The organism is Micromonospora sp. NPDC005197, from assembly GCF_040608295.1.
Lineage (GTDB): Bacteria > Actinomycetota > Actinomycetes > Mycobacteriales > Micromonosporaceae > Micromonospora.
The window spans coordinates 131,090-144,876 of record NZ_JBEXHY010000002.1 but is presented as its reverse complement, the minus strand read 5'-3'; the positions used below and the strand labels follow the sequence as shown (position 1 = coordinate 144,876).

Below are 13,787 nucleotides of genomic sequence, written 5' to 3'. Positions count from 1 at the left end.
CGACTGCAGTTCAGGTGATGTTACCGGCGCGTAGGTATGGGCATGACGGAGCACCCGCGCCGCTGGGCGATGATGGAAGGCAGACAGTTGAGCCACCCCTCCGGTGCCCGGCCAGGCGCCGCAGCAGAATGCGACGCGACGACGCGCCGCCAGTGCGAGCGGAGAAGACAGGCGTGACGATCCCCTACCCCACCATCCAGCCGACCCCCGCCATCGCCGCGGTGACGCCGCCTTCGGGCGCGCCTCGGCCGCGGGTGACGTTCCTGGGGACCGGCTACCTCGGTGCGACGTACGCCATCTGCTACGCGGAACTCGGGTACGAGGTGCTCGGGTTCGACGTCGACGCGGACAAGATCGCGATGTTGAACGCCGGCGAGGTGCCGATCCACGAGCCCGGCCTGGACGAGCTGCTCAAGCGCAACCTGGCCGCCGGTCGGCTGCGGTTCTCGACCGACATCGCCGAGACCGCCGAGTTCGGCGACGTGCACTTCATCTGCGTCGGCACCCCGCAGCGGGCCGACGGGATGGGCGCCGACCTGTCGTACGTCGAGGCGTCGGTGACCAGCCTCGCGCAGCACCTGACCCGCAAGGCGCTGATCGTCGGCAAGTCCACCGTGCCGGTGGGCACCGCCGACTGGGTCGAGCAGCTGGTCGGCAAGCACACCCCCGGCGACCTGGGCGTCGAGGTGGCGTGGAGCCCCGAGTTCCTCCAGGAGGGCTTCGCCGTCGACGACGTGCTGCGCCCCAACCGGATCGTGGTCGGCGTGAAGAGCGAGTGGGCCAACGGCATGCTCTACGCCGCGCACAAGGGCGTCTTCGACCTGGCCGCCACCGAGGACCGCGAGGTGCCCCTGGTGGTCACCGACTTCGCGACGGCCGAGCTGGTCAAGGTCGCGGCTAACGCGTTCCTGGCCACGAAGATCTCCTTCATCAACGCCATGGCCGAGGTCTGCGAGGCCAGCGGCGGCGACGTCACCCAGCTGGCCCGCGCGATCGGGTACGACCCCCGGATCGGCAACCGGTTCCTCCAGGCCGGCCTCGGCTTCGGTGGCGCCTGCCTGCCCAAGGACATCCGTGCCTTCCAGGCCCGCGCGCAGGAGCTGGGGGCCGGCGAGGCGCTGCGCTTCCTGCACGAGGTCGACCTGATCAACCTGCGCCGCCGGACCCGCGTGCTCCAGCTCGCGGCGGACCTGCTCGGCCGCCGTTCCGGGCCGGCCGGCCCGGACTTCTCCGGCACCCGGATCGCCGTGCTGGGCGCGACCTTCAAGCCCAACACCGACGACGTCCGCGACGCCCCGGCGCTCGCCGTCGCCGCGCTCCTGCAGAAGGCCGGCGCCGACGTGCACGTGTACGACCCGCAGGGCACCGAGAACGCCCGCCGCGCGGTGCCCGAGCTGACCTACGAGGCCGGCATCAACGAGGCGGTCGCCGGCGCCGACCTGGTCTGCGTCCTCACCGAGTGGGCGGACTTCCGCAACGCCGACCCGGTCGCCCTGGGCGAGCTGGTCGGCGGTCGCAAGGTCGTCGACGGGCGCAACTGTCTCGACTCGGCACTGTGGACCCAGGCCGGCTGGGAGTACCGGGGCATGGGCCGCCCCTGACGGTTCGCCACTCACCGGCCGGTCGCGAAGCACTCTGCGCGGCCGGCCGGTGATGTTGTTTGCCCCGGACCCGCCGACAAGTGTCGAAATCCGCGCCAGCTTTGGGCATGCTGCGACAGTGGGAGTCCACAGTGCGGGTGGAGGGGTGTCGTGGCGACCTTTCAATGCTCCTCGTGCGGTCGGGAGATCAAGCCGGCCGTACGCTGCCCGCACTGCGGGGCCGACCAGCCCCAGTGGGTCGAACATCTGGCGGACATCGAGCGCTCGATCGCGGAGATGAAGGCACGCGACGCCGCCATCGCCAGCGAACAGCGGCAGATCGCCGCCAAGATGCAGGCCGCGCTCTTTCAACGGGACATCCTCGCCCACGCCGGTGAGGAGCGGATCAAGCAGGCCACCCGGCCCCGCCGGGTGCTGCGCCGCCGCCCCGGTCGCCGCCCGCCGACGGCCACCACCGGCGCGCCGCCGCCCCGGGTTCCGCGCCAGGGCACGCCGCACGTCCCGGACGATCCGCCGCCGCCCCCGCCCCGGGCGTCCTGGCTGGACGCCGACGACCCCGAGCACCCGCCGGAGGCGTCCTCGCGGGAGGTGCAGAACATCCCGCTCGGGCTGGGCGCGCTGCTGCTCGCCGTGGCCGCGGTGGTCTTCGCCGCGGTGGCGACGAGTTCGATGGACGCGCTGGCCCGCCTCGGCGTCCTGCTGCTCGCCACGGCACTGATGCTGCTCGCCCCGCCGGCGCTGGCCCGGCGCGGGCTCACCTCCACCGCGGAGACGATCTCCGCGGTGGGTCTGCTGCTCGTGCCGCTGGCCGGGTACGCGCTGTGGGCGGTGGACCGGATCGGCGACGGCGTCACCTCCGGCGCCGTCTTCGCCGGATTGATCTTCGCGGCCACCGCAGCCGTGTCCGTCGGGTACGCCGCCTGGACCGGGCTGCGCGCGCCCCGCTTCGCGACAGTGGTCGCCGCGCAGCCGGTGCTGCCGCTGCTCGCGTACGACCGGATCACCGGGCCGGGCGGCTGGGCGCTGGTGCTGACCCTGGTGGCCCTCCTCGACCTCTGGCTGGCCCGCTCCCCGATCGTGGTGGAGCGCCCCGTCCGGCAGGACCTGCCGGACGCGGCCACCGGATCGGCGGCGCCCCGGCAACGTGCCGCCGAGGCGCGACCGGAGGCCGACCCGGAGGAGGCCGGCGAGCTGATCGACGCGGGCGCGGGCACCGTCGACGCCCGGCCCGCCCGCGCGGTTCCCGGGCTGCGCGAGCTGACCTGGTCGCTGCACGCGGTGGCCGTCGCGGTCGCCCTGGCGTACGCGGTCACCGCCCTGCTGCGGGCGCAGGCCGTGCCGACGGCGACCGGCGCCGGACTGGTGCTCCTGCTGGCCGCCGCCGTCGGGCTGGCCGGCGCGCTGGTGCTGCGCCGCCCACCGCTGCCGGACGTGGCGGCCGGCATCCTCACCCTGGCCGTGATCGGCGCGTTCGGCCGGATCGTCTCCGTGGCCCTGCCCGGCCAGGCGTTGCTGCTGATCGCGGCGGTGATCACGGTGACCGGGCTGGCGGTACGCGCGGTCCCCGAGACCGCCCGACGCGGCCCGCAGATCGCCTCGGCGGTCGCCCTCACCGTCAGCGGACTGGTGGTCGCCGGAGGAGCACTGCGCGCCGGGGTCGCCCCGGTCCGGGCGGCACTGCCCGCGTGGAGCGCCGACCTGGACAGGTACCCGGCCGAGCTGGCCGCCGCCGTCGGCCCGACCACGTGGCAACTCGCCGCCGCCGCGTTCCTGCTCACCATCGCCGCGGTGCTGGCCCTGCCGCCGGAGATCCGCCGCGAGTTCGCGGTCGCCGGGGCCGCGCTGACTGCGCTCGCCGTACCGGCGTCGTTCGGGCTCGGCTGGGCCTCGGCGCCCTGGCCGATGGTGGTCACCGCGATCGGCATCGGGGTCATCGGCCTCTCCGCGCGTACCACCCGGGCCGCCCTGGCCCACGCGGCCGGCGCCGCCGTGGTGGGCCTGTTCGGCGCGGGCGCCGGCCTGTCCCGACCGGCGCTCACCGCCGCGGTCCTGCTCACCCTCTTCGCGGCCGGTGCGCTGGTCGCGCTGGCGCCCCGGGTCCGGATCGCGTCGGCCGCCGCCGACACGGTCACGGACTGGGCCGCCGGAGGGGCGGCCTTCGCGCTGCCCGGAGCGGTGGCCGCGTTCGTCGCCGCGACCATGCCCGTAGACGAGACCCCCACCCCGGCCAGCCTCCGCGAGGCGACCGTCCCGGTGCTGGCGGCGAGCTTCCTGGCCGTCTGTGTGACCCTCGGGTACGCCGCCATGGTGCAGGTGTCCCAGCGGCGTATCCCGGTGCCCCTGTCGGTCGGCACCGGGCTGGGCGCGCTCGTCGTCACCGCCGCCGCCTTCGGCGCGCCCGGTGCGACGGTCGCCGACGCCTGGGTCGGTGCGCTGCTGCTGGTCGCCGCGGTGCTGCTCTTCCTGGCCCCGTCGATCGACGCCGGCCGCCGCTCGGACCTCACCCTGGACGGCTCGGACCTGGCCGCCGCGGCGGTGACCACCGCCCTGATCGCCACGATGGTGCGGATCGCCGCGGTCCTCGCTCCGGGTGGACAACTGGCGGTGGCCGCCGGCCTGGTCCTGGTGGTGGCCGTGGGCGCCCGTGCCATGCCCGAGGAGTGGCGACGCGGCCCGATCCTCGGCATCGCCGTCGGCGGCCTGCTCATCGGGGTGCTCGCCGGCTGGACGGCGCTGCGCGGTGGGGTCGGTGTGCTGGCCACCCCCGGGCCGATCTGGGACGGCGACCTGAGCGGCTGGCCGGCCGCGCCGACCGGCGGCGCGACCTGGCAGGCGCCCATCGCGCTGGTGCTGTTGGCCGTCGCCGCCGGCGTCCTGCTCCCGCCGCCCTGGCGGTGGGACGCGTCCGGCGTGGCCGTGGTGCTCGCCACGATCGGCGCACCGGCCGCGTTCGACCTGCCCTGGTGGTCGCCGGTGCTCGTCGGGGCCATGGTCGCCACCGTCTACGGGATGGCGGCGGTGGCCAGCGAGGAGGCTCGGGCCGGGCTGTCCCGGGCCACCGTGGCCGGGGTGGTCGCGCTGCACGGGGCCGGTGCCGGCCTGGTCCGCCCGTGGACCACCGCGCTGGCGCTGGGCAGCATCGCGCTGATCGGCATCGTGGTGGCCGCGCTGGCGCGCGTCCTGGCCGGGCCGCAGGTGACCGACCTGGAGACCGAGGGCATGCCGCCGCACCTGGCGCAGATCGGTGGCGCGGCGGCCGGCGCCGCGCTGCTCGCGCTGCCCGGCGCGGTGGCGGCGCTGGCCGTCGAGTTCCAGCACTCGGCACAGGTGGTGCTGACCGCCGCGCTGGCGGCGTCCAGCCTCGGTCTGGCCGGCGTCGCCGCGGTACGCCGGCACGTTCCGCAGTACCTGCCCTGGGTCAGCGTGGCCGTGGTCGGCGGTGCCAGCATCAGCGCGCTCGCCGCCATCCCCACCGGGCTCCCGGCCGGGGTCTACGCGGCCGCCGCCGCGTTGCTCGGTGTCCTCGCCGAGCTGATCCGCGCGGCGACCGTGCCGCCCACCGGTTCCGCCCAGCCGGTCCGCCGCTGGGCGGTGCTCCTCGACGGTGCGCTGCGGCGACTGCCGGACGACCCGGACCGGCGGCGGTGGCGGGTCAGCCCCTCCGCCGGGGCGCTCGCGGCCGCCGCGTTGCCGACCGCCCTGGCGGTCGCGTCGATCGCGCCCGCCCTGGTCGTCGCCCTCGTCGAGCCACACCGCACGTTGAGCCGGATCTGGCAGGGTCCGCCGCCGGAGCTGCTCACGCCGCCGGCGGACGTGGTCAACCCGACCCACGTGCTGACCGCGCTGCTGCTCACCGCGACGGCGGCCCTGGCCGCTACCGGGTTCAGCGGCGGACGGCGGTCCCGTGCCGTACCGGTGGTGCTACCCGGCGCTGCCGTCACGCTGCTGATCGCGCCCATCGCGCTGGGCAGTGGGTGGCCGGCGAGCACGCTCGCCGCGCTCTCCGTCTTCACCATCTCCATGCTCGGCCTCGCCCTGACCCCGCCACCGCCCCTCGTCGAGCCGGCCCGTTCGCTGCGGCTGGCCCGGGTGCTGGTCTTCGCCATCGGCCTCGCCGCCGGTGGGGCCGGCCTGGCCGGCAGCCTGGCCGACCGGCAACTGACCCTGTTCACCCTCGGGGGCGCGGTCGGCGTGGGCGTGGTGGCGGCCCTGTTCGGCACCACCCAGCGGGCGCGCATCCTCGGCTGGCTCTTCGCCTCGCTGATGGCCCAGCTCTTCGTGCTCACCGCCGGCCTGATCGTCGGGCTGGCAGCGGTCTGGTCCGCGTTCGGGGTGCTCGCCGTCGGAGCGGTCCTGCAGGTGTTCGCCGCGACCCTGCCCCGACTGCGCCGCCCGGAGGCGCAGCGCGAGGCCGCCACCGTGCAGTGGAGCGGGTACGCGGCGGCCCTGATCGCGCTGGCGCTCGCCTTCGACTCCCCCCGGCACATCGCCGCCCTGCTGGCCGCCTGGGGAGCGGTCCTCGGCGTGGCGGCGACCCGTCCCGGACGACGGCCGGTGGAACGCCGAATCCTCTTCTGGGCTGTGGTGTTCTGCGAGATCACCGCCTGGTGGATCCTGATGCGCGTCGCCGACGTGGCGCTGCCCGAGGCGTACACGCTGCCGTTCGCCGCGCTGGCCCTGCTGGTCGGCGTGCTCGAACTACGGCACCGACCGGATCTGAGCAGCTGGGTGGCGTACGGGCCGGCGTTGGTCGCCGCGTTCCTGCCGACGCTGGCGATCGTGCTGGCCACCGATTCCAGCACGTTGCGGCAGATGCTGCTGCTGCTCGGTGCGGTGGCGGTGCTGATCTTCGGCTCGTCCAGCCGGCAGCAGGCCCCGGTGATCGTCGGCGCGTCGGTCACCGCGATCGCCGCGATCCACGCGCTGTTCAGCCTCGGCCCGTGGCTGGCGCTGATCCCCGTGGGGCTCCTGCTGCTCGTCCTCGGGGCCAGCAACGAACGCCGCCGCCGCGCCCAGGAACGCCTCCAGACCGCGCTACGCGGCATGAGATAAAACGGAGGGTCACGGCGGCGTGGGTGAGTGGGGACGGTGAGTGGGCCGGGTTCGTGCGCCGGTCACCGTCAACCGGCCGGGTTGGCCGCAGGGGTTACGGGAGGGTGACTTGGAGGGCTGCGTCCTTGGTCTTGATGAGCTGCTCCAGGTCCCGCTGGTACGTCGCCATCCGGGCGCGCAGGGTCTCGTCGGAGGCGCCGAGGATCCGGACGGCCAGCAGGCCGGCGTTGCGGGCGTTACCGATCGACACGGTGGCCACCGGAATCCCCGCCGGCATCTGCACGATGGACAGCAACGAGTCCATACCGTCGAGGTGCTTCAACGGCACCGGCACGCCGATCACCGGCAGCGGCGTCACCGAGGCGACCATGCCCGGCAGGGCGGCGGCGCCACCGGCACCGGCGATGATCACCTTGAGCCCCCGGTCGGCGGCGTCGCGACCATAGTCGATCATCGCGACCGGCGTCCGGTGTGCCGAGATGACCCGCACCTCGTAGGACACCTCGAAGTCGTCCAGCACCTCGGCGGCGGCCCGCATCGTGGGCCAGTCCGAGTCGCTACCCATGATCAGTCCGACCGTGGTCACCGGGGTCCTCCTTGGTTCGCGGCCGCCCGGGTCACTCATGCCCCATGCGCAGCCAGCGTGCGGCCCGCGCCGCCCGCGCCCGTACGTCGTCCAGGTCGTCGCCGAGCACCGTGACGTGCCCGATCTTGCGGCCGGGGCGTACCTGCTTGCCGTAGAGGTGCACCTTGGCGCCCGGCTCGGCGGCGAAGAGGTGGTGCAGCCGCTCGTCGATCGACATTCCGCCCGGCTCGCCGCCGAGGACGTTCGCCATCACGACCACCGGCGCGGTCAGCGCGGTGTCACCCATCGGGTAGTCCAGCACCGCCCGCAGGTGCTGCTCGAACTGCGAGGTCCTGGCGCCCTCAATGGTCCAGTGCCCCGAGTTGTGCGGGCGCATGGCCAGCTCGTTGACCACGATCGCCGGCCGGCCCGCGTCGTCGCGCACCTCGAACAGCTCCACGGCCAGCAGGCCGACCACGCCGAGCGCGGTGGCCAGGTCGATGGCGAGCTGCTGAGCGGCGACGGCCAACTCCTCGTCCAGGCCGGGCGCCGGGGCCAGCACCTCGACGTTGATGCCGTCGCGCTGGACCGTCTCGACAACCGGGTACGCGGCCACCTGCCCGAACGGCGAGCGGGCCACCTGCACGGCGAGTTCGCGACGCAGCGGCACCCGCTCCTCGACGATCAGCCGGGTGCCTCCGGCGAGCAGCGTGGTCGCCAGCTCGGTGGCCTGGGTGGCGTCGTCCACCATCCAGACACCCCGACCGTCGTAGCCGCCCCGGGCCGCCTTGAGCACCACCGGCCAGCCGACCTGCTCACCGAAGCCGACCAGGTCGGCGGGCTCGCTGACCGGCCGCCACACCGGGTTGGGAGCGCCCAGCTCGGTGAGGCGTTCCCGCATCACCCGCTTGTCCTGGGCGTGCAGCAACGCGTCCGCCGGCGGGTACAGGGTCACCCCTTCGGCCGCCAGGGTGCGGATGTGCTCGTTGGGCACGTGCTCGTGGTCGAAGGTGACCACGTCACAGCCCTTGGCGAAGGTGCGCAGGGCGGCCAGATCGGTGTGGTCGCCGTACTGGACGTCGGCGGCGACCAGCGCCGCGCCGTCGTCGGGGGCGCTCGCGAGCACACGCAGTGACTGGCCGAGGGCGATCGCGGCCTGGTGGGTCATCCGGGCCAACTGGCCGCCACCCACCATGCCGACAACAGGCAGACCGGTACGGGAATCCATAGCGCGGCCAGCCTATCCGGGCGGCCGCCGTGCCGATCCGCAGGGCCGGTGACCCACCTCGACAACGCCGCGCCGACCGCCCGGTGCGCGGCGCCGGCAACTACCGGGCGCTACAACTCAACCCAGCTCGGCGACCAGGTCCTCGACCGAGGTGACCGGTCGCTGGCAGACGAAACCCCGGCAGACGTACGCGGCGGACCGTCCGTCGACCAGCGGCCGGTCGGCGAGCAGCGGCACCCCGGGCTGGTCCGGGCGACCGGCGACCACCACCGCTCCGGGCGGGGCGTGCCGCCGAGCCGCGGCCACCAGCGGATCGCCGGCCGGGTCGTCGGTCGCCACAGCGATCTCGTACGGCCCGGAGAGCAGCGCCTCGCCGACCATGGCCGCGTACCCGGCGAACCGGGCGTGTCGCCCGACGATCGGCGCCACGGTGGCGAGCGCGGTCTCGGCGGCCTCCCGATAGTGCGTCTCCCCGGTCAGCGCGGCGTACGACACGAGGCCGGCGATCAGCGCCGACCGACCCGACGGGGTGGCGTTGTCGGTCGGGTCGGCCGGCCGGGCGACCAGCCGCTCCGCGTCGTCGGCCGTGTCGTAGTACGCGCCCCCGGGCGCGGCGAAGTGCTCCAGCGCGGTGTCCAGCAGTTGACCGGCCAGGCTGAGCCAGCGACCCTCGCCGGTGAGCTGGTGCAGCGCGCAGAACGCCTCGGCCACGCAGCCGTAGTCCTCCAGCACCCCGGCCGGCTCGCCGACCCTGCCGTCGCGCGAGACCCGGCGCAGCCGGCCGCCGACCAGGTGCACGGTGGCCAGGTGCTCGGCGGCGTCACGCATCGCGCCGTCGGCGACGATGGTGACGCCCTCCATCAGGTTGGCGTCCTCGTCCTGCGGCGACGCGTACAGCGCGGCGACCTGGAGGAACTCGGCGATCGCGGTGATCGCCAGCCCGTTCCAGGCGGCCACCACCTTGTCGTCGCGGGACGGCTGGGGCCGGGTGTCGCGGGCCGCGAGCAACTGCCCGACCACCCGCTGCCAGCGGGCCCGGATCTCGGGCGCGACGTCGTCGACGTCCCGGGCGAGCCGGAGCACGCTCATGCCGTGCTCGAACGTGCCAGCCTCGGTCACCGTGAACAGGTCGGCGGCCCACCGGCCGTCCTCGTCGCCGAGCGCCTCGACGAGCTGCGCCGGCGTCCAGGCGTAGGTGAGCCCCTCGACGCCCTCGGTGTCGGCGTCCAGCGCGGACGCGAACCCCTCCCCCGGCCGGTGCAGCTCGTCGGCGAGAAACCGGGCCGTGTCCCGGGCGACCCGACGGGCCAGCGGGTCGCCGGTCAGCCGCCAGAGCTGCGTGTAGACGCGCAGCAGCAGCGCGTTGTCGTAGAGCATCTTTTCGAAGTGCGGCACCGTCCAGTGCGCGTCCACCGAGTAGCGGGCGAAGCCGCCGGCCAGCTGGTCGTAGATGCCGCCCCGGGCCATCGCCTCGGCGGTGTGCCGGACGATCTCCAGGCTGCGCGGGTCGCCGGTGCGCTGGTGGTGGCGCAGCAGGAAGAGCAGGTTCATGTGCGGCGGGAACTTCGGGGCGCCCCCGAAACCGCCGTTCGTCGCGTCGTACTCACCGGCGAGGTTGGCGGCCGCGGCGTCGAGCAGCGGGGCGTCCAGCGGGGCGGTGGGGCCACCCACGGCCTGTGCGCCGCCGATCGCCTCGACCACGGCGGCACCCTGGCGCAGCACCTCGTCCCGCTGGTCCTTCCAGGCGGTGGTGACCGACTGGAGCAGGCGGGTGAAGTTGGCGCGCGGGAAGTACGTGCCGCAGAAGAACGGGGTGCCGTCCGGGGTGGCGAAGACCGTCATCGGCCAGCCGCCCTGCCCGGTCATCGCCTGGGTGGCGGTCATGTAGACGGCGTCGACGTCGGGGCGCTCCTCACGGTCCACCTTGATCGACACGAAGTTGTCGTTCAGCAGGGCGCCGACCTGCTCGTTCTCGAACGACTCGTGCGCCATGACGTGGCACCAGTGGCAGGCCGCGTAGCCGACCGAGATGAGCACCGGGACGTCCCGTCGCTTCGCCTCGGCGAATGCCTCGTCGCACCAGGGCCACCAGTCGACCGGGTTGTCGGCGTGCTGGAGCAGGTACGGGCTGGTGGCGTCGGCGAGTCGGTTCACCCGACGACCATAACCAGCCATGCCAGAAGAGTGTGAAAAAGTTACCCACGAAGCGCGAGCCGGTCCGGCCTTTCACCTCGCATCATCATTCCGGCCAGCGTATTCCGTGTCTGCGCTGCCAACCGACTCAGCGTGGCGTGTGCCTCGACCTGCGCATCCAACAGCGCGAGAGCACGAGCGATCTCTTGCTGATCCTCAAGGGGCGGAAGCACTACCGGCAGGCCAGCGAGCACTGCCGCGCTCATCGACGGCACAGCCGTACCCCGGGCTCGCCGCCGTACCCACTCCTGCGCCTCGGGCAGCGCGAGGTAGTAGGCGAGATACCGCGACACCACTCGATGAGGACGTACCCTCATCAGGCTGGTGGAGAAAAGCCACCCGTTGCATGCCGACGGAATCCATGCGAGTCGGCCAACCGTGCCGGTTCGGGTAACAACGATGTCGTCCAGAACGACGGTGTAGGGCGCGAGAGCGGCCGCCACATCGGCACGGACGCGGCTGACAGCACCCGGCTGGACCCGCCCGTCATGTAGGTCCTTTGGAGCGATCATGCCTACGCCGTCCGCGCTGCGGTCGTCCGTCTTCACAGCCGCTCCCGAGGGCCCGGACCGAATATCGGCGACATCTCCCAGACTGGACTCCGCCCAGCCTCGGGGTACGACATCCAGCAGGCTCATCCTTCGCTGAACCCCCTCAACATCTTGCGGACGTCGGCATCTGCCTCTTGCGCAGCATCGGTCAATCGAACCAACTCTTTCGCCAGCGTCCAGAAGTCCGCCTCGGAGTCGCGGTCCGGTGCGATCGGGCCAGGCTCCACGTAGCTCGGCGGAAACAACGAGTAGTTCTGTTTGGCAATGGCAGCCGCCGTGGCTGTCGCGCTGAAGCCGGCCCGCGGGACAAACGTGCCGTCCGTCCGGAGGGCCAACCGCCAGCGTCGATACTCCTGGGACACTTCCTCGATGTCCTGCGGCGCCAACTGCCGGCGGGTCCGCGTGGACATGACGCCCAGCTTCTGGGCGTCGATGAAGAGCATCTCACCGCTCTGTCCGGATGGACGTTGCACCAGCCACAGGGTCACCCCGATCGATGTCCCCCGGAAGAGCTGCGTGGGCAGGGCCACCACTGCGGTAAGCGCTCCATCCTCGACAAGAGCTCGCCGGATTTCCCGATCCCGGTGACTGAGGGTGAAGGCGGCACCATTGGGCATGATGACTCCGCCCCGCCCATTCTCGTCGAGCGATTCGACGACGATTTGCAGCCAGTTAAACTCCCGCCTGCGGGAGGGTCCATACCGCCGATGCATCACGTCGGCTTCCGCCAGCGAGCCGAAAGGCGGATTCGATACCACGACGTCGAACCGGTCACTGACAGGCATCGCGGGTGAAGCCGGCTCCGACCTCGACACGAGGGCACTCGCCCATGCATGGAAAGGTTCATCTCCGCCAGTTCCACGAAAGCTGGTTCGGGGTGCGAACCCCTCACGACAACGGGTACGGCACCGCCCTCTCCAGCCACACGGTTGACCTCGACGAGAAGTTCTCCCGTGCGGCAGAACGGATCGAAACAACGCGAGCCAGCAGTGATCGGACCAACCATCTCCGCAATCAGCCGAGCGGCCGATCGAGGGGTGACAAACTCGTACGACAGGTCGTCGCCGAGCTGGTCGAGCGCGTGCTCGAAGACGGCGAGGAGATCAGACGGCTCCGCGGCCACGCTGTCAAGGAGGTCGATCACGCGACCCAAGGGGCGCAGAGTCGCCGGTGGCGCGTCGACCAACCGCTCGGCAATCCTAGCCGACTCGAACAAGCCAGCGTCTGCGAATACGCCGGCGAACTGATTATTTCGTTGGGCCGGCTGGTTGAGTAGAAGATGGTGCCAGACCACCGGTCGGAAGCGGCGCAGGAATACGAGCGCCAGGACGACGTGCCAAAAAACACCATCGCGGGTCGCCGATCGGTGAAGGTCCGCCGTAAGACCGACGACCTCCCTGACCAGTCGGCAATCCCCTTCGGATGCGGACTCTTCCCTCTGCGCTCCGGGCTGCGCACTTGGTTCCACACGGCAGCCGTATGTACTACCCGGCAGTTCGTCATCCCGGAGCGACTTCATAGGTATTGGACGCCGAAAGAGCCAGGCGACCACCTCGTCTCGTTGGAAAAGTTGTCCGCGAGGCGTTTCGACCGGTCTCGGGAAGTTGGAGTACCGACGCTCCCAGTTGGTGACGGCCGGGCGTTCCACGCCCGCGAGGCGTGCGATGTCAGATCGGGAAACGAGATCTGCGCCGAGGGTGTCCATGCGAGCCTCAGAAGCCCGGCCGCGCTATTCGCGAACGTAAATCTACGCGTCGCATAAGGACCGTCTCGACTCGATCCAGCCCTCGGATCTCCTTTGCCAGCGTGGGATCCATCCTGCCCAACAGGAGATAGAGCTTGCGGTGGTCGGCGGCCAGGTCCCGGTGGTGGATGGGCTCGTAGTGCATGATCCTGTTCCGCAGCAGCCGCATGGTTTCGAACGCCTCGTGCAGTTCATCCCTTCGGCCAGAGTAATGCGGGAACGCCAGGTGCAGCGTCGGGACCCAGAGCAACCGGTCGTAGGAGGAGCCGCGGTGATTGCTGAGCAGAGAAACCCAGAATCCAAAGCTCAGTTCGGCGACGACATCATCGGCCGTGGGTGGCGTCAGGCCCCTGCGACGGCACTTGAGCGTCGCTTCGGTCACCAGTCGGATGCCGTGATCGGTCAGGGGAACCGACGCCGACGCCCACCAGTCCGATCGACCGAATCGGCGGCAGAGTTGGTCGTGTAGAGCATTCCTGAGCGCAACTTCGAGACAGTGCAGCGGTCCGTAGAAGGCAGCAGATACCTCGATGTTCCACCAGTAGAGCCCCACCGCTTCATCCGGATCCTGCCCGCTCTCCGTCAGGTACGGGTTCAGTCGCGGGACGGAGAACGCTCGGCGAATCCAGTCCGGCAGGTCGTCGGCGCTCATGCTCAGTCACTCCGTCCGAACGGGTTACCTGCGTGGGTTGGCGTGGTACCGTGAAGGACGTAAGCCCCGGGTCCGCCTCTGCTCTGCATGCCGCCCGGGGCACGGCTTTGCCCGGGCAGGAGTGCCTGGCCCTAGCGATGCAGGGCGGTGCGGCCAGCGCTCCCCAGGTGCAGTAGGACTTACCGCCCCGGTGTCCGGTTC

The 13,787-nt window shown here is 72.2% G+C and carries 9 protein-coding genes; 2 read left to right on the top strand and 7 right to left on the bottom strand.

The genetic code is table 11. The features are described from left to right. The first annotated feature begins 173 nt into the window (after window positions 1-173). Both ABZU46_RS01740 and ABZU46_RS01735 read left to right on the top strand, forming a co-directional pair. On the top strand, window positions 174-1,601 hold the full coding sequence (locus ABZU46_RS01740; RefSeq protein WP_354854219.1) for a UDP-glucose/GDP-mannose dehydrogenase family protein: 1,428 nt from the start codon (window positions 174-176) through the stop codon (window positions 1,599-1,601). Window positions 1,602-1,751: 150 nt separating this feature from the next. Next, a complete protein-coding gene (locus ABZU46_RS01735) occupies window positions 1,752-6,653 on the top strand; it encodes a permease (RefSeq protein WP_354854217.1) in 4,902 nt (1,633 codons plus the stop codon). Between the two features lie 94 nt (window positions 6,654-6,747). On the opposite strand, the gene purE is transcribed toward ABZU46_RS01735, so the two are convergent. The 7 genes from purE to ABZU46_RS01700 form a co-directional block, all read right to left on the bottom strand. Next, window positions 6,748-7,239, bottom strand: coding sequence for a 5-(carboxyamino)imidazole ribonucleotide mutase (gene purE, locus ABZU46_RS01730; protein ID WP_354854216.1), 492 nt, complete (start codon window positions 7,237-7,239; stop codon window positions 6,748-6,750). 31 nt (window positions 7,240-7,270) lie between these two features. Then, entirely contained in the window at window positions 7,271-8,446 is a 1,176-nt protein-coding gene (locus tag ABZU46_RS01725) for a 5-(carboxyamino)imidazole ribonucleotide synthase (protein WP_354854214.1), read from the bottom strand. 117 nt (window positions 8,447-8,563) lie between these two features. Further along, window positions 8,564-10,600, bottom strand: a complete 2,037-nt coding sequence (locus ABZU46_RS01720; protein ID WP_354854212.1) for a thioredoxin domain-containing protein — start codon at window positions 10,598-10,600, stop codon at window positions 8,564-8,566. 41 nt (window positions 10,601-10,641) lie between these two features. Continuing rightward, window positions 10,642-11,277, bottom strand: coding sequence for a restriction endonuclease subunit S (locus tag ABZU46_RS01715; protein WP_354854210.1), 636 nt, complete (start codon window positions 11,275-11,277; stop codon window positions 10,642-10,644). Continuing rightward, window positions 11,274-11,975, bottom strand: coding sequence for an N-6 DNA methylase (locus ABZU46_RS01710; protein WP_354854208.1), 702 nt, complete (start codon window positions 11,973-11,975; stop codon window positions 11,274-11,276). The genes ABZU46_RS01715 and ABZU46_RS01710 overlap by 4 nt, the downstream gene beginning before the upstream one ends. After that, entirely contained in the window at window positions 11,903-12,196 is a 294-nt protein-coding gene (locus ABZU46_RS01705; RefSeq protein ID WP_354854310.1) for a hypothetical protein, read from the bottom strand. The genes ABZU46_RS01710 and ABZU46_RS01705 overlap by 73 nt, the downstream gene beginning before the upstream one ends. Window positions 12,197-12,902: 706 nt before the next feature. Next, entirely contained in the window at window positions 12,903-13,586 is a 684-nt protein-coding gene (locus ABZU46_RS01700) for a hypothetical protein (RefSeq protein ID WP_354854206.1), read from the bottom strand. Window positions 13,587-13,787 lie beyond the last annotated feature (201 nt).

What these genes read in the sequence shown, in the direction of transcription:
- ABZU46_RS01705 (WP_354854310.1), bottom strand. Translation starts at nt 12,196, where the DNA reads ATGGTTGGTCCGATCACTGCTGGCTCGCGTTGTTTCGATCCGTTCTGC.
- ABZU46_RS01700 (WP_354854206.1), bottom strand. Translation starts at nt 13,586, where the DNA reads ATGAGCGCCGACGACCTGCCGGACTGGATTCGCCGAGCGTTCTCCGTC.
- ABZU46_RS01725 (WP_354854214.1), bottom strand. Translation starts at nt 8,446, where the DNA reads ATGGATTCCCGTACCGGTCTGCCTGTTGTCGGCATGGTGGGTGGCGGC.
- ABZU46_RS01710 (WP_354854208.1), bottom strand. Translation starts at nt 11,975, where the DNA reads ATGCCTGTCAGTGACCGGTTCGACGTCGTGGTATCGAATCCGCCTTTC.
- ABZU46_RS01715 (WP_354854210.1), bottom strand. Translation starts at nt 11,277, where the DNA reads ATGAGCCTGCTGGATGTCGTACCCCGAGGCTGGGCGGAGTCCAGTCTG.